Origin of the sequence: Qipengyuania thermophila (genome assembly GCF_004153605.1) — a bacterium.
Lineage (GTDB): Bacteria > Pseudomonadota > Alphaproteobacteria > Sphingomonadales > Sphingomonadaceae > Qipengyuania_B > Qipengyuania_B thermophila.
Genome location: NZ_SDSI01000001.1, coordinates 283,525 through 303,676 on the forward strand (window position 1 = coordinate 283,525; position 20,152 = coordinate 303,676).

General features: G+C 70.9%; 19 protein-coding genes and 1 tRNA gene. 12 read left to right on the plus strand and 8 right to left on the minus strand.

Features of this window, described 5'->3' with window-relative positions; all coding sequences use genetic code 11:
- Nucleotides 1–61 precede the first annotated feature (61 nt).
- The 3 genes from hflK (at nt 62) to ETO60_RS01365 (ending at nt 3,766) form a co-directional block, all read left to right on the plus strand.
- Nucleotides 62–1,246, plus strand: a complete 1,185-nt coding sequence (gene hflK, locus ETO60_RS01355) for a protease modulator HflK (protein ID WP_234026259.1) — start codon at nt 62–64, stop codon at nt 1,244–1,246.
- Complete coding sequence (gene hflC / locus ETO60_RS01360) at nt 1,243–2,085, plus strand: protease modulator HflC (RefSeq protein ID WP_130002061.1); 843 nt, start codon at nt 1,243–1,245, stop codon at nt 2,083–2,085. Before hflK ends, hflC begins: the two co-directional genes overlap by 4 nt.
- A 142-nt stretch (nt 2,086–2,227) precedes the next feature.
- Nucleotides 2,228–3,766 carry a Do family serine endopeptidase gene (locus ETO60_RS01365; RefSeq protein WP_130002063.1) on the plus strand — a complete coding sequence of 513 codons (1,539 nt, stop codon included), beginning with the start codon at nt 2,228–2,230 and terminating at the stop codon, nt 3,764–3,766.
- A gap of 45 nt (nt 3,767–3,811) precedes the next feature.
- On the opposite strand, the gene ETO60_RS01370 is transcribed toward ETO60_RS01365, so the two are convergent.
- The 4 genes from ETO60_RS01370 to ETO60_RS01385 form a co-directional block, all read right to left on the minus strand.
- Nucleotides 3,812–6,016 carry a transglycosylase domain-containing protein gene (locus ETO60_RS01370; protein WP_130002065.1) on the minus strand — a complete coding sequence of 735 codons (2,205 nt, stop codon included), beginning with the start codon at nt 6,014–6,016 and terminating at the stop codon, nt 3,812–3,814.
- Between the two features lie 76 nt (nt 6,017–6,092).
- A complete protein-coding gene (gene msrB, locus ETO60_RS01375; protein WP_130002067.1) occupies nt 6,093–6,506 on the minus strand; it encodes a peptide-methionine (R)-S-oxide reductase MsrB in 414 nt (137 codons plus the stop codon).
- Nucleotides 6,507–6,549: 43 nt separating this feature from the next.
- Complete coding sequence (locus tag ETO60_RS01380) at nt 6,550–7,221, minus strand: glutathione S-transferase family protein (RefSeq protein WP_130002068.1); 672 nt, start codon at nt 7,219–7,221, stop codon at nt 6,550–6,552.
- An 84-nt stretch (nt 7,222–7,305) separates the two neighbouring features.
- The gene (locus tag ETO60_RS01385) at nt 7,306–7,617 is read right to left on the minus strand and encodes a hypothetical protein (RefSeq protein WP_130002070.1); all 312 of its coding nucleotides are present in this window, start codon (nt 7,615–7,617) and stop codon (nt 7,306–7,308) included.
- Nucleotides 7,618–7,726: 109 nt separating this feature from the next.
- On the opposite strand from ETO60_RS01385, the gene ETO60_RS01390 reads away from it, so the two are divergent.
- Nucleotides 7,727–8,830, plus strand: coding sequence for a pyridoxal phosphate-dependent aminotransferase (locus tag ETO60_RS01390; RefSeq protein ID WP_130002072.1), 1,104 nt, complete (start codon nt 7,727–7,729; stop codon nt 8,828–8,830).
- Here the strand turns inward: ETO60_RS01390 and ETO60_RS01395 are convergent.
- The 4 genes from ETO60_RS01395 to ftsE are packed head-to-tail and all read right to left on the minus strand — an operon-like array spanning nt 8,827 to nt 11,762.
- Nucleotides 8,827–9,525, minus strand: a complete 699-nt coding sequence (locus ETO60_RS01395; RefSeq protein WP_130002074.1) for a lysophospholipid acyltransferase family protein — start codon at nt 9,523–9,525, stop codon at nt 8,827–8,829. The two genes, ETO60_RS01390 and ETO60_RS01395, sit on opposite strands and share 4 nt — an antisense overlap.
- The gene (locus tag ETO60_RS01400; protein ID WP_315850258.1) at nt 9,519–10,049 is read right to left on the minus strand and encodes a YdcF family protein; all 531 of its coding nucleotides are present in this window, start codon (nt 10,047–10,049) and stop codon (nt 9,519–9,521) included. Before ETO60_RS01400 ends, ETO60_RS01395 begins: the two co-directional genes overlap by 7 nt.
- Nucleotides 10,049–10,978 carry a cell division protein FtsX gene (locus ETO60_RS01405; protein WP_130002078.1) on the minus strand — a complete coding sequence of 310 codons (930 nt, stop codon included), beginning with the start codon at nt 10,976–10,978 and terminating at the stop codon, nt 10,049–10,051. Before ETO60_RS01405 ends, ETO60_RS01400 begins: the two co-directional genes overlap by 1 nt.
- Before the next feature lies 1 nt (nt 10,979).
- A complete protein-coding gene (gene ftsE / locus ETO60_RS01410) occupies nt 10,980–11,762 on the minus strand; it encodes a cell division ATP-binding protein FtsE (RefSeq protein WP_130002080.1) in 783 nt (260 codons plus the stop codon).
- A 179-nt stretch (nt 11,763–11,941) separates the two neighbouring features.
- On the opposite strand from ftsE, the gene ETO60_RS01415 reads away from it, so the two are divergent.
- The 8 genes from ETO60_RS01415 (at nt 11,942) to ETO60_RS01450 (ending at nt 20,150) form a co-directional block, all read left to right on the plus strand.
- Complete coding sequence (locus ETO60_RS01415; protein WP_130002082.1) at nt 11,942–12,739, plus strand: zinc-ribbon domain-containing protein; 798 nt, start codon at nt 11,942–11,944, stop codon at nt 12,737–12,739.
- A 107-nt stretch (nt 12,740–12,846) separates the two neighbouring features.
- Nucleotides 12,847–12,933: transfer RNA gene (locus tag ETO60_RS01420), tRNA-Leu, on the plus strand.
- 189 nt (nt 12,934–13,122) lie between these two features.
- Nucleotides 13,123–13,998 carry a phosphorylase family protein gene (locus ETO60_RS01425; RefSeq protein ID WP_130002084.1) on the plus strand — a complete coding sequence of 292 codons (876 nt, stop codon included), beginning with the start codon at nt 13,123–13,125 and terminating at the stop codon, nt 13,996–13,998.
- Between the two features lie 56 nt (nt 13,999–14,054).
- A complete protein-coding gene (gene putA / locus ETO60_RS01430) occupies nt 14,055–17,216 on the plus strand; it encodes a bifunctional proline dehydrogenase/L-glutamate gamma-semialdehyde dehydrogenase PutA (RefSeq protein WP_130002086.1) in 3,162 nt (1,053 codons plus the stop codon).
- Nucleotides 17,216–17,746: a hypothetical protein gene (locus tag ETO60_RS01435; protein ID WP_130002088.1), complete on the plus strand. Its 531-nt coding sequence runs from the start codon at nt 17,216–17,218 to the stop codon at nt 17,744–17,746. The genes putA and ETO60_RS01435 overlap by 1 nt, the downstream gene beginning before the upstream one ends.
- A 56-nt stretch (nt 17,747–17,802) precedes the next feature.
- Nucleotides 17,803–18,357 (plus strand): dCTP deaminase, encoded by a 555-nt coding sequence (gene dcd, locus ETO60_RS01440; protein ID WP_130002090.1) that lies wholly within the window; start codon nt 17,803–17,805, stop codon nt 18,355–18,357.
- 81 nt (nt 18,358–18,438) lie between these two features.
- Nucleotides 18,439–18,924, plus strand: coding sequence for a DoxX family protein (locus ETO60_RS01445; RefSeq protein ID WP_130002092.1), 486 nt, complete (start codon nt 18,439–18,441; stop codon nt 18,922–18,924).
- A gap of 47 nt (nt 18,925–18,971) precedes the next feature.
- A complete protein-coding gene (locus ETO60_RS01450; protein ID WP_130002094.1) occupies nt 18,972–20,150 on the plus strand; it encodes a saccharopine dehydrogenase family protein in 1,179 nt (392 codons plus the stop codon).
- Nucleotides 20,151–20,152: the final 2 nt, after the last annotated feature.

Consider the following 20,152-nt stretch of genomic DNA (forward strand, 5'->3'; position numbering starts at 1 on the left):
GCAGCAAAAACGGAATGCCAACCCCTGTTTTTCTCGCGGACGCGCGCCTATAACCTTCGTCATGACATTCATGGACGGGATCGGCCGCGCGATCGGCTTGAGCATGGCCGGCCAGCGCAGCCCGTGGGGCAAGCCCAAGGGCGCGGACGGCGGCGGCGGCGAACCGCCACGCGCGGAAGGCGCCGGGCCGCCGCGCAATCCGTGGCTGCCGCCGGGTGGTGGCGGGACACAGCCGGGGCGCCGCCCCGCGAGCATCGAGGACCTGTTCAAGAACCGCGGACCCGAAGGACCGCGGCGGATCGGCGGCGGTGGCGGCGGGACGGGCGGACCCGGCTTCCGGCTGCCGCGGCGGGCGGACGGCAAGAGCTGGGTTCCGGTGCTCCTGATGAGTGCCGGCGCCCTGTGGATCATCCTTTCTTCCGTCCATCAGGTGCAGCCCAAGGAACAGGGCATCGTCACGACCTTCGGCCAGTACACCCGCACGCTGCAGCCGGGCATCAACGTCACCCTGCCCTGGCCGTTGCAGAACGTCTCGGTGGTCGATGTCAGCACCTTCCGCTCCGAACGCGTGCCGGGCACCGAGGCGGAGAAGCTGATCCTCACCGGGGACCAGAACCTCGTCGACCTGTCCTATCTGATCCGCTGGAACATCAAGGATCTGCGCCAGTTCCGCTTCCAGCTTGCCGAGCCGGAGGAGACGGTGCGGGAGGTGGCCGAAGCGGCGATGCGCGCCTCCGTCGCCGAGCACGAACTCGACTACGTGCTGTCCGGCGCCGGGCGTGCCGACATCGAGCAGCGGGTGCGGACCCGGATGCAGGAGCTGCTCGACGCCTATCGCTCGGGCGTGGCGGTGCAGGGCATCGAGATCGAAAAGACCGACCCGCCCGAGCGGGTGGTGGAAGCGTTCAAGGACGTCTCGGCCGCGCAGCAGGATGCCGAGACGGACATCAACCGCGCGCGCGCCTACGCCCAGCAGCTGCTCGCCCGCGCCGAAGGCGATGCCACCGCCTTCAACAAGATCTACGAGGAATACCGGCTGGCGCCCGAGGTGACGCGCCGGCGCCTCTATTACGAGACCATGGAGAGCGTGCTGGCACGCACCGACAAGACGGTTGTCGAGGCACCGGGAGTCCAGACCTACCTCCCCCTGCCCGAGGTGCAGCGGCGCGCCCGCGAGGCGCAGCAGCAGGCGCAGCAGGCGCCGCGCCCGGCGCAGCCGGCCGCCCCCGCGGGAGCCGGACGATGACGCGCACGCAGAACCGGATGAAGCTCATCGGGGTGGCGCTGGTCGCTGCGCTGATCGTGCTGTGGTCGTTCTTCTTCGTCGTGCCGGAGACGAAGCAGGCCGTGATCGTGAGAGGCGGGGAGGCGATCGGCACGGTGAACCGCTTCACGCCCGACCGGCAGCCGGGCAACACCGGCGCGGGCATCTGGTACCGCATCCCGTTCCTCGACCGGGTGCAGATGGTCGACCGCCGGGTGCTCGATCTCGACATGGAGCGTCAGCAGGTGCTGTCCAACGACCAGCAGCGCCTGCAGGTCGACGCCTATGCCCGCTTCCGCATCATCGACCCGGTGCTGATGGTGGAAACGGCGGGCACGGCGGAGAACGTCGAGCAGCAGCTTCAGCCGATCCTGACCTCGGTGCTGCGGCAGGAACTCGGCCGCCGTCCCTTCGCGGCGCTGCTGACGGCCGAACGCGGCAACGCCATGGCGAACATCCGCACCGCTCTCGACCGGCAGGCGCGGCAGTACGGCGCGCAGGTGATCGATGTCCGCATCAAGCGCGCCGACCTGCCCGAGGGCACGCCGCTCGACGCGGCCTTCACCCGCATGGAGACCGACCGGGTGCAGGAGGCGGAAACGATCCGGGCGCAGGGCCGCAAGAACGCGCAGATCATCCGGGCCGAGGCGGAGGCGACCGCCGCGCGGACCTACGCCGCCGCCTATGGCCAGGATCCGCAGTTCTACGACTTCTACCGGGCCATGGAGAGCTACCGCCGGTCGTTCGAAAGCGGGCAGGGTGACAGCTCGGTCGTGCTGTCCACCGACAACGAGTACCTGCGCCAGTTCCGCGGCCGCTGAACCGCCGCCATGGCTCGGGAAACCGGCGGCGGTGCCAGCGGTTGTTCAATGGCCGTTCAGTGCTCTTGTGGCGAAATTCCGGGCTGAGCGGCGCGGCCGTCCGGCCGCCCGACTTCCCCGCAGCAGGAAGGATTCCCGACACGTGCGTTATGCTTACGGAATAACCGCAACTCTCCTCGCCGGCGGTGCGGCACTGTCGCTGGCGACCGGGCACCCGGCCGGCGCGCAGGTGGCCCAGAACGACGACACCCAGATGACGCGCGTGGCGCCGCGCGCAGGGGCTCCGGCCAGCTTCGCCGACCTGACGGCTCAGCTCCAGCCGGCGGTGGTCAACATCTCCACGCGGCAGCGGGTCGAGGTCGGCACGGGCAATCCCTTTGCCGGCACGCCGTTCGAACAGTTCTTCGGCCAGCGCGGCCAGCCGGCGCAGCCCCAGACGCGGCAGGCCCAGTCGCTCGGCTCGGGGTTCCTCATTTCCGCGGACGGCTATGTCGTCACCAACAACCACGTCATCAATCCTCCGGGACAGCGCGCCACGCTCGAGGAGGTGACGGTGACGCTGGCCGACGGAACGGAATACCGCGCGCAGGTGGTGGGACAGGACGCGCAGTCCGATCTCGCCGTGCTCAAGATCAGCCGGCGCGAACCTTTTCCCTTCGTCCGCTTCGGCGATTCGGCCCAGGCGCGCGTCGGCGACTGGGTCATCGCCATCGGCAACCCCTTCGGTCTTGGCGGCACGGTGACGAGCGGCATCATCTCGGCGGTTTACCGGTCCAGCGGTTTCGGCGGCGCCTACGACCGCTTCATCCAGACCGATGCGGCCATCAACCGCGGCAATTCGGGCGGCCCGCTGTTCGACATGCAGGGCAATGTCATCGGCATCAACAACGCCATCTTCTCTCCCACCGGCGGCAATGTGGGTGTCGGCTTCGCCATCCCGGCCGAGATCGCCGCACCCATCGTGTCGCAGCTGCGCGCCGGGCAGACGATCACCCGCGGCTATCTGGGCGTGTCGATCCAGCCGGTCACCGGCGACCTCGCCGCCTCGCTCGGCCTGCCGCAAAACCGCGGCGAGTTCATCCAGTCTGTCGTGCCGGGCGAAGCCGCCGACCGCGCCGGACTGCGGCCCGGCGACGTGGTGCTGTCAGTCAACAACGAGGAAGTCACGCCCGAGCGGACCCTGTCCTTCACCGTCGCCAACATCCGGCCCGGCACGACGATCCCGGTCGAAATCATCCGCGACGGGCAGCGGCGGCGCCTCAACGTCACCGTCAGCCGGCGCCCGAGCGAGGAGGAACTGCGCCAGACGCAGGGCGAGTTCAACCCCGAGCAGGACCAGCTCGCTCCGCCTTCCGGGGGCAGCGACAATGTCAGCGCGGCGGTCGAGCAGAGCCTCGGCCTGCAGCTGCTCCCCCTCAACGAGCAGATCCGCCGGCAGCTGCGTCTCGGCGCAAACGTCAACGGCGTCGTCATCGCCAATGTCGATCCCAGCAGCGATGCGGCCGCCAAGGGCCTGCGCCGGGGCGACCTGATCATCGCCGCCAACAACCGGACGACGACCTCCATTGCCGATGTCGAGGGCGTGGTGCGGGACGCGCGGGCCGCGAACCGCACCGCCGTGCTGCTGCGCATCCAGCGCGGCACATCGCCAGCGGTGTCGATCGCCGTTCGCCTCCGCTGACCGCCCGCACGTGCGGCTGCCCGTTGGCGGCCGCACGGGCGTGCGCTAGCGCGGCGGCGCCGGCGGTCCTTCCGGGGCAGGCTGGCGTCCGGTCGCCTGCCGGAGAAACTCCTCGCTGGCCGCGGGAGGGATCGCCGGACGGGCGTCGTTCGGCGCCGGTCCGGGCGGCGGGCGGCGGGGGGTGCCCGGTGACGGCGCGGCCGGCTGGCCGGGCGCCGGCGGCAGCGCGATCTCGCCTTCGGGGCCAGCGTCGCGACCCGGATCCGCTCCGCCCGGCCGCGGTCCAGGGTCGAGAGGATTGCCCTCCTCGTCGACGAGGTAATACTCGTCCGGGTTGCCGAAGCCGTATTCCGCGTCCGGCTCCAGCTGCCATTCAGGCAGCTGGACCTGTGTCATGAACGGCTCCACCGGCCGGTCGGCGACCGCCACGCGCATGAATTGCGAGAACGCCCGCGCCGGCGCCGTCCCTCCCTGCAAGCCGGCCACGGGCCGGGCATCGTCACGGCCCATCCAGATGCCCGTGGTGATGCCGCTCGAGAAGCCGAGGAACCAGCCGTCGCGGTTGGAATTTGTCGTGCCGGTCTTGCCCGCGACGGGCCGGCCGATCTGAGCCGCCCGGCCGGTGCCGGTGTTCACCGTCGTCTGCAGCAGGTCGGTGATGCCCGCCGCCACGTAATCCGGCACGAGCTGCGTCACCCGGCGGCTCTCGCGCCGGTAGATCGTGTCGCCGCTGGCCGTGGTGACGCGCACCACGCCATAGGGCTGCACCGCCTGCCCGCCCGCAGAAATGGCGGCAAAGGCCTGAGTCATGTCGATGAGGCGGGTTTCCGAGGTGCCGAGCACCATGGCGGGCGTGGTGCTGATCGGCGTCGTGATGCCGAACCGCCGCGCCATCGCCGCCACCGTGTTGAAGCCGACCTCGTTGCCGAGCTGCGCCGCCACCGTGTTGGTGGAGAAGGCGAACGCCGAGCGCAGGCTCATCTCGCCGACATTGCGGCCGTTGGCGTTGCGCGGGGTCCACTCGCCGATGGTGACCGGCGCATCGACCACCCGGTCCTCTGGCGTGTAGCCGGCCTCCAGCGCGGCGAGATAGACGAACAGCTTCCAGGCCGATCCGGGCTGGCGCACCGCCTGGGTGGCGCGGTTGTAGTTGGTCGCGACGTAGTCGGTGCCGCCGACGAGGGCGAGCACGGCGCCGTCACGGTCGAGGGCCACGAGCGCGCCCTGCGCGCCGGCGGGCACATTGTCCCGCAGGGTGCGGGTCGCCACGTTCTGAAGATTGGCGTCGAGCGTCGTCCACACCTCGATCGGCTCGAAGGTTTCGGGCAGGAGCACGTCGAGCTGCGGCAGCACCCAGTCGCTGAAATAGCGGGCGGCGTTGGAGCTGGTGTCGCGCTTCAGCCGGATGGAGGAGACATCCACCGACGCTTCCGAGGGCGAGATGTAGCCCTGCTCGCGCATCAGCCGCAGCACGATCCGCGCCCGGTCGACGGCGGCCTCGACATCGGCGCTCGGCGCATAGCGCGACGGCGCCTTGACCAGCCCGGCGATGATGGCCGCCTCTCCGGTGCTGAGGTCGGTGGCGGGATGGCTGAAGAACCGGCGGCTGGCGGAATCGATGCCCCACGCCCCGCCCCCGAAATAGACCTTGTTGAGGTACAGCTCGAGGATCTCCTCCTTGGAGAATTTGGCCTCGAGCGCCATGGCGAGCACCGCCTCGCGCATCTTGCGGTCGATCGAGCGGTTGGAGTTCAGGAAGATGTTTCGGGCGAGCTGCTGCGTGATGGTGGAGGTCGCGCCGAGCCGCCGCTCTCCCGTCGCCCAGACATAAACCGCGCGTGCCAGACCGATCGGGTCGACGCCGAAATGGTAGTGGAACCGCCGGTCCTCGACCGCGATCATCGCATGCTTCATGACCTCGGGGATCTCGTCGCTGCTCAGCCATTCGCCGTAGGAGGGACCAAGCTCGACCACCGCCGTGCCATCGCGAGCGCGCACCACGATGGTCTGGCCAGGCTGGGCGTTGCGCAGCTCGCCGAAGGAGGGCAGCTCGCGCATGGCGAACACCACCGCCGCGCCGGTGAAGAGGGCCGCGATGCCGGCAAGCAGCGCCAGCCAGCCGAACACCCGTCGCAGCCGCCCGGTGCGGCGCGGTGCCGCCGCGCCTCGCGCCGACCGGGCCGGCGCCCCGCGCGAAGGCATGCGGCGCCGCGCCGCGCCCGTCGTTGACGTGCCGTTCCCGCGCGCCATGGTGCCTCAGCGATATCCTGCGGGCAGCGCGGCCGCGATGGCGGCGATGCGCAGGGCCGCAGCCGCGCCTGCGCATTCAGCGGGGGTCATTGCCATCATCCGGATCGAAATCGAGCGCCGCCGAATTGATGCAGTAACGCAGCCCGTCCGGCCCCGGCCCATCGGGGAAGACGTGCCCCAGATGCCCTTCGCAGCGGGCGCAGACGACCTCCGTGCGGACCATCCCGTGCGAGATGTCGCGATGCTCCTCCACGGCATCGGGTGCCGCCGGAGTGGTGAAACTCGGCCAGCCCGACCCGCTGTCGTACTTCGCCTCGGAGGCGAACAGGAGCGCCCCGCAGCCGGCGCAGCGGTACTGTCCCGGCTGCTTGTTCGCCTCGTAGGCGCCGGTGAACGCACGCTCGGTGCCAGCCTGACGCAGCACACGGTACTGTTCCGGGCTGAGGCGGCGGCGCCACTCCGCGTCGGTCAGGGTCAGCTTGTCGGCCATGGCAGAAACTCCGCTGGGGACGATGGGGTGGACGGGGCGCGGGTCAGGCGTCGACCTTGGCATAGTGGGCGGGCGGCAGAATGCCTTCCATCTTTTCCGCCAGCAGCGGGCGGAAGCTTGGTCTGCTCTTGAACACGGCATACCAGGCGCGCGCCGGGTCGTGCCCGCGCCAGTCGATCCCGTTGAGATAGTCGGCGACAGAAATCTGCGCCGCCGCGGTCAGATCGGCCAGGCTCATCGTCGGCCCGGCAAGCCAGGGACGATGATCGACGAGCCAGTCGATGTAGTCGAGATGGCCGTGCGCGAGCTTCATCGCGCCGCGCAGCACCCGGCTGTCGGGCGACTGGCGGTGCAACAGGCGCTTCGTCATGCGCTCGTGCAGCAGGGGCGCGGTGACATCGCGGTAGAAGTTTTCGCTGAACAGCGCCACCAGCCGGCGGATCTCCGCCCGGCCGGCGGCATTGGCGTTCAGCATCGGGCTGGTCTCGCCCGTCTCCTCCAGATATTCGCAGATCGCCCGGCTGTCCGCGAGGGTGATGCCGCGCTCGGGATCGTGCAGGACCGGCACCTGCCCCGCCGGGTTGAGCGCCCACAGTTCGTCGCGCCGCTCCCACGGATATTCGCGCTGGAGTTCGTAGGCCACTCCCTTCTCGCCCAGCATGATGCGGACCGTGCGGCTGAACGGGCAGAGCGGAAACTGGTAAAGACGCCACATGGAGCATGACGTTGTGCCGCAACCCGGCACCCGCGTCCACCGTCTCGAACGGTCGCCCGCCGCGGCGCCTGTCCTGCGCGGCTCTCAGCGCGCCGCGGGGCCGGGCAGAAGCATGCGGCATGGCGGCAGGACACGCTCCAGCTCTCCGGGCGTGTCGGCCAGGCGGCGTGCCTCCGCGCTCGCCATCCCGGCGATGGCCGCGCGGTCGGCTCCCGTCTCGTCCATGATCTGCGCCAGCACCTGCACAAAGAATTCGCGCTCGCGGGAGCGGTCCCGCACCTCCGCCCCGGGCTGCCCGGCATCCACCGCGAAGGCCGCGGCGCAGGTCAGGGCGCCTTGCTGCAGCGGGCTGAGCTGCGGCGCGGCCGCGGCGAGAAGGAAAAGCGCGTGGAGCATGAGAACGCCTCTAGCCGCGGACAGATGAACAGGGGCCAACCAACAACCTTTGGAGGAATAGGCCTTCCCCCGCTTGCCCGGCGCGCAAAGCCGCGTAAGGCGCTGCGGCATGACTGCTGACGCGCCGCGCATGAAGCCCTGGACCGCCGCCATCCACGCCTACACGCCCGGCGCCTCGAAGGCGGCTGACGGGCGGGCGCTGGTGAAGCTTTCGGCCAACGAGAACCCGCTCGGGTGCAGCGCGGCGGTGCTGGCGGCCGCCGCGGACAGCCGACAGGCGCCGGCCACCTACCCCGATCCCCAGTCCGAACTCCTGCGCGAGGCGCTGGGACGCTGCCACCGGCTCGACCCCGCGCGGATCGTGTGCGGCACGGGATCGGACGAGCTGCTCAACCTTGCCGCGCAGGCGTTCGCCGGGCCGGGCGACGAGGTGCTGTTCACCCGCTACGCCTTTGCCGTGTACGACATCGCGGCGCGGCGGTGCGGGGCCACGCCGGTCGAGGCGCCCGATCGCGGCTACGGCACCGACGTGGAGGCGCTGCTGGCCTGCGTCACGCCCCGCACGCGGGTTGTCTTTCTGGCCAATCCGAACAACCCGACCGGCACCTTCCTCCCCCGCGCAGAGCTTGCCCGCCTCCACACGGCCCTGCCGGCCGACGTGCTGCTGGTGGTGGATCAGGCCTACGCCGAGTATCTCGAACCCGAGGACGAGGACGGCGGCCTCGATCTCAGCCGCCGGGCGCCCAATGTGCTCGTCACCCGCACCTTTTCGAAGATCTACGGTCTTGCGGGAGAGCGGATCGGCTGGGCGACCGGAGCGGCCCCGCTCGTCGAGGCGCTGAACCGGATCCGCGGACCCTTCAACGTCACCGCCACCGGACAGCGACTCGCGCTGGCTGCACTCGGCGATCAGGAGTTCGTGGCCCGTTCGCGGGCGCACAACCTGCGGTGGCGCACCTGGCTGGCGGAGGCGATCGGCCGGCTGGGCAACAGCGGTCTCGCCGCCGTCCCGAGCCGGGCCAACTTCCTGCTCGTGACCTTTCCCGATACCGCGGCCGCCGCAGCGGCGCTCGGCGCCTTTGCCGCCGAAGGCTACGCCGTGCGCCACCTCCCCGGCCAGGGGCTGGGCCATGCCCTGCGGATCACGATCGGCACCGAACGCGATGTTCGCGCCTGCGCGGCCATTCTGCAGCGGCTGGCGACGACACTCTAAAGAGCGGCCGGGGCCAGCATGTTGATGGCGGCATGCACCCGCGCCTCGGCCTCCTCGCGCGGCAGCCCCGGCGGCACCGGCGCGCCGAAGCGGTAGGTGATCGGCACCGGCCGCTTGATCCAGCGGTGGTAGGCGCGGCCGCTGTCGACGGCGACAGGCACCACCGGCAGGCCGAGCGCCTTGTACAGGCCGGCGAACCCGGACTGCAGCGGCGGAGCCGTGCCGACCGGCACGCGCGTGCCTTCGGGCAGCAGCACCAGCGGACGCCCCGCCGCCACCATTGCCCGTGCCTCGCGCAGCATGGTCATCAACGTGCGTGCCCCGCCATCCCGCGCGACCGGGATCAGCCCGTAGGCGCGGGCAGCGCGCCCCCACAGCGGGATTCCGAACAACTCCTGCTTGGCGAACACCGACGGCGTGTCGAACAGCGCCGGCGCGTCGATCGCCTCGAAGAAGCTTTCGTGCTTGACCGCAAACAGGGCCGGCCCCGGTGGCGGCGCCCCCTCCACCCGGATCGGGGAGCCGATCAGCACCCGCACGCACCAGCGGTGGAACAGGCTCCATCCGCGCACGACCCGGCGGAACGCGTCGTCCGAGCGCAGCCGCGCCAGCAACGCCGCGCTCGTGTAGCCGGCCGAGCCGAGATAGAACACCGCGTAGAACAGCAGGCTGCGCGCGGCCGCGACAGTCACCATGGCAGCAGTCGCCACACGAGGCTCGCCACCAGCTTGTTGTATTCCGCGAACATCGTGCCGAGCGACGGACGCGTCCGGACCGCGTCGCGCAGGATTGTCACGCCGGGCGGCATGACGTCCGCGACCTCGCCGGCGGCGCGCCGCATGTGATAGTCGGCGGTGATCAGCCGGACGGAGCGGTGGCCGCTTTCCTCCACCCACTGCGCCGCCTCGCGGGCGTTGCTGCGCGTGTCGACGGCGGCATAGCCCAGCGTGACGCAGCACCGGCGCAGCGGCGCCGCAATCCGGTACCGGTCCGCAAATTCCTGCTCGGTCACCTGACGGGCCACGCCCGACACGAACACCTCGCGCGCCGCCCCGGCGTTCACCACCGCGAGGCCGCGCTCGATCCGCCCCGGACCGCCCGTCAGCACGAGCGCGGCGTCGGTGCGTTCGGCGACCGGCGCGGGCTGCGGCGGAAAGGCGGCCTGCCAGATGAAGCCGCCCACATACAGGAGCAGCAGAGCGGCAAGAAAGCGGATCATCACAGGCGTCTCTGCAGGGCGGACAGCACGGTCAGCCAGGCCGTTAACAGAGCGACGCCAGCAGCCGCAAGCGGCACCAGCGCCAGCAGCGCCCAGGCACCGGCGCCGAACTGCACTCCGCCGCCAAGACCCGCCTCCACCGCCGAGAAGCGGCGGGCGATGAACCACAGCACCGCCGCCCCGCCGGCCGCTCCGGCAAGGCTTCCGCCGACCACGGCCGGAAACACCGAGCGCAGGAACACGCGGGCGATCTGGCTGTCGTCGGCGCCCAGCAGATGCACCACCTCGACCGTGTCGGCACTGGATGCCAGGGCGCTGCGGGCCGCCAGCCACACGGCGATCATCCCGAGCACCGCCAGCAGCGCGACGACGCCCAGCGCCAGACGCTGAAGCGAAGTCATGGCGCCGAGCGCCGGCGCCAGAAGAGCGGCGTGCGTGTCCAGCCGCGCAGCGGGCGCGACTTCGGCGAGGCGCGTCTCGAGGCGCCCGAGGACGCCCTCGTCGACCGGCCCGCGCGTGGTCACGTCGATCAGGCCGGGCACCGGCAGGCCCTGCGTCTCAAGCAGGTCGGCGCCAAGCCACGGCGCGACCAGCGCGTGCAGCTCGTCCGGCGGGATCACCCGGACCGACGCCACCTCGTCCTGAGCGGCGAGGATCTGCGCGGCCGCCCGCACCTGCCGATCGCGCACGGCCGCATCGGAGGCGACGATCTGCACCGTCGCCGTGCGGGCGAGCTGGCTGCGCGATGCCGCTCCTGCGCCGTTCAGCGCGAGCGCCGCACCCGTCGCGAGCATCACCAGCCCCACCATGATGGCAAGGATCCACGACATCGGCCCGCCAAGCCGCGTGGCGGGCAGCAGCGGCGCCTCCCGCGCGGCGCGTCGCGGGCCGGCGGTGTCGCGGCGTCGCCGTCCGGTCCATGGCCGCATGTCAGCCCCCCTCCCCGGCGCCGGAATGCGGATGCGCCGGACGCCGGACCTCCGCGCGCGGCGGGGCGATCCGGTCGGGACGCGGGGGATAGCGCAGGGCGCCGGTCGGATCGTGCAGGCGGCCCCGGTCGAGGCGCATGATGAGCGCGTCGGGGATCTGGCGAAGAAGCTGCACGTCGTGGGTGGCGACCACCACGGTCGTGCCAAGCCGGTTCAGCGCCTGGAACAGGCCGATGAGCCGCAGCGACATCTCCGGATCGACATTGCCGGTCGGCTCGTCGGCCACGAGCACGTCGGGACGCGAGATCACGGCGCGGGCGATGGCGACGCGCTGCTGCTCTCCGCCCGACAGGGTCGGCGGCCGCGCGCGGGCCCGGTGCCCCAGCCCGACCCAGTCCAGCATGTCGGCGACCGGCTGGGCGAGATCCCGCTCCCGCACGCCCGCGACCCGGAGCGGCAGGGCCACGTTGTCGAACGCGTCGAGCTGCTCGATCAGGCGGAAGTCCTGGAACACCACTCCGATCCGGCGGCGCAGCGCGGGCAAGGCGCGGCGCGGCAGGGTGACGAGATCCTCGCCGAACATCCGCACCGCACCGCGCGAGGGCCGCTGCGCGAGGTACAGGAGCCGCAGCAGCGACGTCTTGCCCGCGCCGCTGGCCCCGGTGAGGAAGTAGAACCGGCCCTCGAACAGCGAGAACGACAGGTCGCTGAGCACCTCGCGGTCGGTCCCGTAGCGCAGGCCGACATTGTCGAACCGCACGATCTCGCCGTCGGGAGGCGTCATTCGGCGGGGCGCCGCCCGATCGGTCGCAAACCCGTTGCCGGACCGCCTGTGCTGTGTCCCTCGCCCGTCATTCGCGGCGGCTATAGCCGGGCGCGGATGTGGAAAAAAGGGTGCGTCGATGGCGAGCCGGGCGCCGCAACCTTGCCAGCGCGGTTAACGCCTGCCTAAGAAGACGGCCCATGCTGATCGCCTGCCCGGAATGCGGGACCAGATATGTCGTGCCCGATCAGGCGCTCGGCGAGGAAGGGCGGACCGTTCGCTGCGCCAAGTGCCGGCACAGCTGGTTTCAGGACAACCCTGCACCATCTCCCGCGCCTCCTGCCACTTCCCCGCCCCCGCTCCCGCCCCGCGAGGCCGAGCCGCCGGAGAGCGCCCCCCGCGAAGGTGTGGCAGACGCCGCCGGGCGGGAGGGCGGCGCGCCCGCGCCCGAACTGCCCGAGCCGCCGTTCTACCGCCCGTCGGACCACAGGCGCGGGGGAGACACGCCGGAGGGGCGTGCGCGGGACGAGGTGGGTGAGGCCGACGACGACACCCGCGAGGCGGCACCGGAGCGGAGAAGGCGTTGGCGCGGGCCCGTGCTCGCGGGGGCGTTGCTGCTTGCCCTGGCAGCGGCGCTGGTGATGTCGCGCGCCATGTCCACGCCAGCCTGGCTGTGGCAGACCCAGCCGCAATTCGTCGCCGGCGATCCGGGTCTGACGATCCATTTCCCCGACGAACGCAACCAGACCCGCACGCTTCCCGACGGAGGCGAGTTCCTGGCCATCAGCGGAACGATCACCAACACGAGCCGCGAGAGCCGCAACGTGCCCCCTGTGTTGGTCATCCTGCGCGACGCGCGCGAACGGGTGGTCTACAGCCAGGTCATCCAGCCGCCGCGCACCCGTCTCGCGCCGGGGGAGAGCGACGAGATCAACGAGGCGATCGCCGACGTGCCGCGCTCGGCCGTCGTCGCCGAGTTCGGCTGGGCACCACGCTGAGCGCCTCGGACGCCGCGCATTCGCCCTTGCCACGCCGCGAGGCGGTTGTTAGGGGCGCACCCTTCCGGCAGGAGCGCCCGGTCCCGGCCGGTGCGATGAAGCGACGTGCGGTCGTGGCGGAATTGGTAGACGCGCAACGTTGAGGTCGTTGTGGGCGAAAGCCCGTGGAAGTTCGAGTCTTCTCGACCGCACCAGCCGCTTGTCGGCTTCTGTCTCCTTGGCTTCTGCTGCGTGCCTTGGCATGCATCCGGCGAGTGGTCGCCGGCCGGCCCGCGTCCCTGACTGGTTAATCCTGCCGTAGCATCTTGAGCGCTAGCACGCGTCGGCGCAGCATGGCGGCGGGATGCGGCCGCACGGGAAAAGCACATGGGCAGGGGGCGGGGATGAGCGGCGAGTGGACTGTGGGGATCATCGGCGGGTCGGGCTTCTACGACCTGCCTGATCTGGAGGACGCGCAGTGGATCGCGGTGGAGTCCCCCTGGGGCACGCCGTCGGATGCCGTCCTGTGCGGCCGGCTGGGCGCGCTCAACATCCGCTTTCTGCCGCGTCATGGCCGTGGACACCGCCTTCCCCCCGACCGCATCAACGCCCGCGCCAACATCGACGCGCTGAAGCGGGCCGGGTGCACCGACATCGTCGCCTTTGGCGCGGTAGGCGCGCTCGATCCCGGCATCGCGCCGGGGACGACGGTCATTGCCGACCAGTTCATCGACCACACGCACGGGCGCGACCGGAGCTTCTTCGGCGCGGGTCTGGTGGCCCATGTCAGCCTGGCCGAACCGGTGTGCCCACGCCTCGCGGACGCGCTGACGGCGGCGGCCGGGCGCGCCGGCGCGCGGGTGCAGGCGGGCGGCACCTGCATCGTCGTCGACGGCCCGCAGTTCCCGACTCGCGCGGAAGCGTCGCTGTGGCACCATTGGGGCGCCGGCATCGCCAGCATGACGGCCATGCCGGAGGCGCGGCTCGCCCGGGAGGCCGAGCTGCCCTACGCGCTGATGGGCTTTGTCACCGACGTGCATCCGGGCCTCGACGGAAGGACGCCCCTCGGCGTCGAGCAAGTGGTCGCCCACGGCGCGGCCGGTGTGCGGCTGGCGCGCATGGTGGTCGCGGGGCTTGCCGCCCAGCTCCCCCGCTTCAGGGAGGAGTCGCCGATCGACTTCGCGCTGGAGGATGCGGTGGTGACGGCGCCCGCCGAGCACGACCCCGAGCTGCGGATCCGGCTCGGAGCCGTGGCGCGGCGGCTGCTGGAACGCCTCTGAGCCACGGCGCCACCTGCGCCCTTGCCGCGCATGACGGAGCGCAATATCTGCACCTTATGGCCAGCCCGTCTCCGCGCACCCCCGTTCCGCCGGCGCCCGTCGCAAAGAGCGTGCCGCGCAACCACCTGCGCGCCGCCTACCGGCAGGACGAGGAGTCGTGTGTCCGCCAGCGGCTCGTCGAGGCGGAAGCGGCGGCGGGCGTTCATCGTCCGGCGGCCGAGATCGCGGCGCTGCTCATCGCCGGGGCGCGCCGCCGCAAGGCCAGCGGCATCGATGCATTCCTTCACCAGTTCGGCCTCGACACGGACGAGGGCATCGCGCTCATGTGCCTTGCCGAAGCGCTGCTCCGGGTTCCCGATCCGGCGACGGCCGATGCGCTGATCCGCGACAAGCTCGGCCCCATCGACTGGTCGGAGCATCTGGGCGAGAGTTCGTCAACCTTCGTCAACGCCGCCACGTTCTCGCTGATGCTGACCGGCGAGGTGCTGGACCGGCCCGACGAGGCGCAGCGCGGGCTGGGCGCGTCGCTGCGGCGGGCCATCGGGCGTGTGGGAGAACCCGTCATCCGGCGTGCCACGCTGCAGGCGATGCGCATCCTGGGCGGGCAGTTCGTCTATGGCCGCGACATCGAGGAAGCGCTCCGCCGCGCCGCACCGGAGCGCGCCCGCGGCCTGACGCAATCCTTCGACATGCTCGGCGAAGCCGCCATGACCTTTGCCGATGCGGAGCGCTATCGCCGGTCCTACGAAGCGGCGGTGACGCGGCTTGCCCGCGAGGGCGGCGCCGGCGTGACACGGGCGCCGGGCATTTCGGTCAAGCTGTCCGCGCTGCACCCGCGCTACTCGTTCCTGCACGCCGAGGAGGCGAAAACGGCGCTGGTGCCCGTGCTGCGCACCCTGGCGGGACACGCGGCGGCCGGCAACATCCATTTCACCATCGATGCCGAAGAGGCGGAGCGGCTCGAGCTGTCGCTCGACATCATCGAAGCGCTCGTCGCCGACGACAGCCTGTTCGCGCTGCAGCCGGGCGGCTGGCAGGGGTTCGGCCTTGCCATTCAGGCCTATCAGAAGCGGGCCGTGCCGCTGTGCGACTGGGTCGTGGATCTGGCCCGCCGGCACGGGCGGCGGCTGTTCGTGCGGCTGGTCAAGGGCGCCTACTGGGACAGCGAGATCAAGCTGGCGCAGGTCGGCGGGCATTCGGAATACCCCGTGTTCACGCGCAAGGTGGCGACGGACGTGTCGTATCTTGCCTGCGCGGGCCGGTTGCTGGACGCCCCGGACCAGGTGTTTCCGGCCTTTGCCACGCACAACGCCTACACGATCGGGGCGATCAAGGCGCTGGCGGCGGCGCGGGGCGCAGATGGCGGCTTCGAGTTCCAGCGCCTGCACGGGATGGGCGAGGACGTGTATGCGGAACTCGCCGCGCTCGAGGGCGATGCCCGCACGCCGGTGCGCGTCTATGCACCCGTCGGCAACCACAAGGATCTGCTTGCCTATCTCGTGCGCCGCCTGCTGGAGAACGGGGCCAACTCCTCGTTCGTGAACCGCATGGCCGATGCCCATGTGCCCGTGTCGGCACTGACCGGGGACCCGGTGGCCGAGCTTGCCGCCATGACGCCCGCGCGCAATCCGCGCATCCCGCTGCCGCGCGACCTCTATCCCGGCCGCCGCAACAGCGCCGGAGTGGATCTGAGCGATCCGCTGGTGCGCGAGCCGCTGCTGGCGCGGCTTGACGCGCTGAGCGCCCGCCGATGGGACGCGGCGCCGACCTTCGCCTCGGGCGCGCCAGCCGCTCCGGCGGAGGTGACGATGCCCCAGAACCCGTCCGTTGCGGTCGGCACGCGGGTGGACGCGACGGAGGCCGATGTCGCGGAGGCGATCACCCGGGCCGAGGCGGCACAGCCCGGATGGGACGCGGCAGGCGCCGAGCACCGGGCGCAGCGTCTCGAGGCCGCCGCCGACCTGTTCGAGGCGCATGCGGCCGAGTTCCTCTCGCTGTGCACGCGCGAGGCCGGCAAGACGCTTGTCGACGGGGTGCTGGAGGTTCGCGAGGCGGTCGACTTCCTACGCTATTACGCGGCGGAGGCGCGCCGCCTGTTCGCCCAGCCGGTGCCCTTGCCCGGCCCCACGGGCGAGACGAACTGCCTGCGCCTGCACGGCCGCGGCGTCTGGGCCACCATCAGCCCGTGGAATTTCCCGCTTGCAATCTTCATCGGCCCGGCGGCAGCGGCGCTGGCTGCGGGCAACAGCGTGGTGGCCAAGCCGGCGGAGCAGACCCCGCTGATCGCCGCGCTGGCGGTGGAGCTGTGTCACCGGGCGGGGATCCCGCGCGAGGTGCTCCAGCTCCTGCCGGGTGACGGCAATGTCGGCCGCCTGATCACCAGCGATCCGCGCATCACGGGCGTAGCGTTCACCGGCTCGACCGACACGGCGCGCGCCATCAACCGCACACTGGCCGCTCGGGACGGGCCGGTCGGCATCCTCATCGCGGAAACCGGCGGCCAGAACGCCATGATCGTCGACAGCTCCGCCCTGCCCGAGCAGGTCACGCGGGACGTGGTCGCCTCCGCCTTCCAGAGCGCGGGCCAGCGGTGCAGCGCCCTGCGCGTCCTCTATGTCCAGGACGACATCGCCGACGGGCTGCTGGAGATGATCCGCGGCGCCTTCGACGCCCTGCATGTGGGCGATCCGGCGCGGCTGGACACCGATGTCGGCCCGGTCATCGACGCGGAGGCAAAGGCGCTGCTCGAACGTCACGTCGCAGCCCAGCAGGCGCTCGGCCGGCCGGTGTGGCGGCGCAGCGGTGCGCCCCCTGCGGGCCATTTCGTCGCGCCCACCATCATCGAGGTGCCGACGATCGCGGCCATCGACCGGGAGAACTTCGGACCCGTGCTCCACGTCGTGCGCTTCCGCAGCGATCAGCTGGCGGAGGTGATCGCCGACATCAACGCGACGGGCTATGGCCTGACGCTGGGCCTGCACAGCCGCATCGCGGCCACCGCCCGCCTGGTCGAGCGGCAGGCGCGGGTCGGCAACCTGTATGTGAACCGCAACCAGATCGGTGCGGTGGTCGAAAGCCAGCCCTTCGGCGGCGAGGGACTGTCGGGCACCGGACCCAAGGCGGGCGGTCCGCACTACCTGCTGCGCTTCGCCACCGAGCGGGTGACCACCACCGACACCACGGCGGCGGGCGGCAACGCCTCGCTGCTCGCCAGCTGATGCGACGGCTTGTCGCGGCGCTTCTCGCCACCGTCCTGCTGACGTGGAGCCACGCCGGCCTCGCCGCGGTCCAGCTCCACTTCCACAGCTTCAACGGATCCATGGTGGGCGGACGCTATCCGCACACCTTCATCGTTCTCGAGGGGACGCTTCAGGCCACCGGCGCGCCCGTGAACGAAAATTACGGCTTCACCGCGCGCCGGGTGACCCCGGCCATTCTGCGCGGCCCGGTCGAACACATGATCATGACCGAGCAGCCCCGGTACATCCAGACCACCAACCGTCACTTCTCCGTGACGTTGACGGACGCGCAATACCGCGCCATCGTCGCGGAGGTCGCGCGCTGGCGCAATGCGCCGGGTCGCTTCTACGATCTCGACACCCGCAACTGCATCCACTTCGTCGGCGCGATCGCCGAGATCGTCGGCATCCGGGTCGAGTATCCGCAGGCCATGCTTCGCCGTCCCAAGCAGTGGCTCAACCACATCGCCACGCTGAACCCCAAGCTCGGCGCGCGGCCGATCCGGTAGCGGATAACCGCCCCGCGGCGCTTGCCGGACGCGTCCGTCACGTCGCAAGGAGAGCCATGGCGATTCTTTCCGACCGCTGGATCCGCAAAGCTGCCGAGCGTCACGGCATGATCGAACCGTTCGTGGAGGCGCAGCGCCGGGACGGCTGCATCTCCTACGGCCTTTCGTCCTATGGCTACGACGCGCGGGTGGCCGACGAGTTCAAGATCTTCACCAATGTCGACAACGCCGTGGTCGACCCCAAGAACTTCGCCGCCACCTCGTTCGTCGACCGCAAGACGGATGTCTGCACCATCCCACCCAACTCCTTCGCGCTGGCCCGCACGGTGGAATACTTCCGCGTGCCGGAAGACGTGCTGGTGATCTGCCTGGGCAAGTCGACCTATGCGCGCTGCGGCATCATCGTGAACGTCACGCCGCTCGAGCCGGGATGGGAGGGCCATGTGACGCTCGAATTCTCGAACACCACGCCGCTGCCCGCGCGCATCTACGCCAACGAGGGGGCGTGCCAGTTCCTGTTCCTCAAGGGCAACGAGCGGTGCGAGACGAGCTACGCCGAGCGCTCGGGCAAGTACATGGGACAGCGCGGCGTCACCCTGCCCCGGCTCTAGCGCGGCCGGCACCAACGCGCCGTTGATGCGTTGCCTCGACACGACCGGCGCGGGGGCGCCGTCAAGGGGAGCATTGGTGCCATGTCCGCAATCACCGCCACAGTCGGCCGGATCCTGATCGGCCTTCTGTTCGTCATTTCCGGGTTCAACAAGGTCATGTACCCAGCCGGCTTCGTCACCGATCTGCAGGCCGTGAATCTCCCGGCTGCCTGGGCGCAGGGCATCGGCATCTTCGAGATGGTCGCCGGCCTCCTGCTCGGCCTCGGCCTCATGACGCGGCTGGTGTCGGTCGTGCTGGCGATCTGGACGCTGCTGACGATCTTCTTCTTCTACAACCAGTTCAGCGACTACGACACCGGCACGACGGCGCTGCGCCTGCTGGCGGTGACGGGCGGTCTGCTGCTGACCTTCGCCTATGGCAATGTGCGCGGGAGCCTCGATCATTACCGCAGCCGCGCCCGCGAACAGCAGGCGGAGCTGCGCGCCGCCCGCGCCGAGGCGGACGCCGAAGCGACGCGCCGGGTTGCCGCGGAGACGCCGGCCGACAATCGTCCCGTGCGCCCGTGACCTGACGGGCGGTTGCCGGCGCGAAAGGATTGGTCCACACCCGGCCCATGGACCAATCCTCGCGCGAGTTCGACATCATCGTCTTCGGCGCCACCGGTTACACCGGCCGCCTTGTGGCAGAGCATCTCGTGCGCGAACACGGCGCCGCGCCCGACAAGCCGCGCTGGGCCATGGCGGGGCGCAGCCAGGCCAAGCTCGAGGAGGTGCGGGAGCGCATCGGCGCCGCCCCCGACACGCCGCTGGTGGTGGTCGACGCGCAGGACCGGTCGGCTCTCGAAGCGATGTGCCGGCGCACGCGGGTCGTGCTCACCACCGTCGGGCCGTATCAGCTCTATGGCGACGCGCTGCTCGCGGCGTGCGTCGCCACCGGCACCGACTACGCCGACCTGTGCGGCGAGCCGGCGTGGATGGCGCGCAAGATCACCGAGCATCACGCCGATGCGCAGGAAAGCGGCGCCCGCATCTGCTTCTCGGCCGGCTTCGACTCGATCCCCTTCGACCTCGGCGTGCTCATGCTTCAGAAGGAGGCGATCAGGCGTCATGGACAGCCCGCACCGCGGGTGAAGGCGCGTGTGCGCCGCATGGTCGGCACGTTTTCCGGCGGGACTGCGGCGTCGTTCAGGGCGACCATGGCGGCGGCGGCGCGCGATCCGGGGCTGCTCAAGGTGCTCGCCGATCCCTTCGCCCTGACGCCCGGCTTCTCCGGACCTGACCAGCCGGCCGGACTGCTGCCGGAGTATGACCGCGCCCTCGACAGCTGGGCCGCACCGTTCGTGATGGCGCCGATCAACACCAAGACCGTTCACCGCACCAATCTCCTGCTGAACCATCCCTACGGCCGCGATTTCCGTTACGACGAAATGGTGCTGACCAGCCCCGGCGAGATGGGCATGAAGGCGGCCAAGGCGATCGCCGGGGGCATCAGGTCGATGTTCGGGGACAGCGGACCCAAGCCTGGCGAGGGGCCGACCGCCGAGGAGCGCGAAAACGGATCCTACGACATCCTGTTCCTCGGCGAGTACCCCGAAGGACGGTCGCTGCGCTACGGCGTCAAGGGCCGCTACGATCCCGGCTACGGCTCGACCAGCCGCATGCTCGGGGAAACCGGAATCGCCCTGCTGGCGTGCGCGGCGCCGGGCGGGGTCGGCACGCCCGGATCGTTGCTCGGCGAGGCGCTGGTGGAGCGGCTGCGCAGGCACGCCGCCCTCACATTTGCACCCGAATGAGC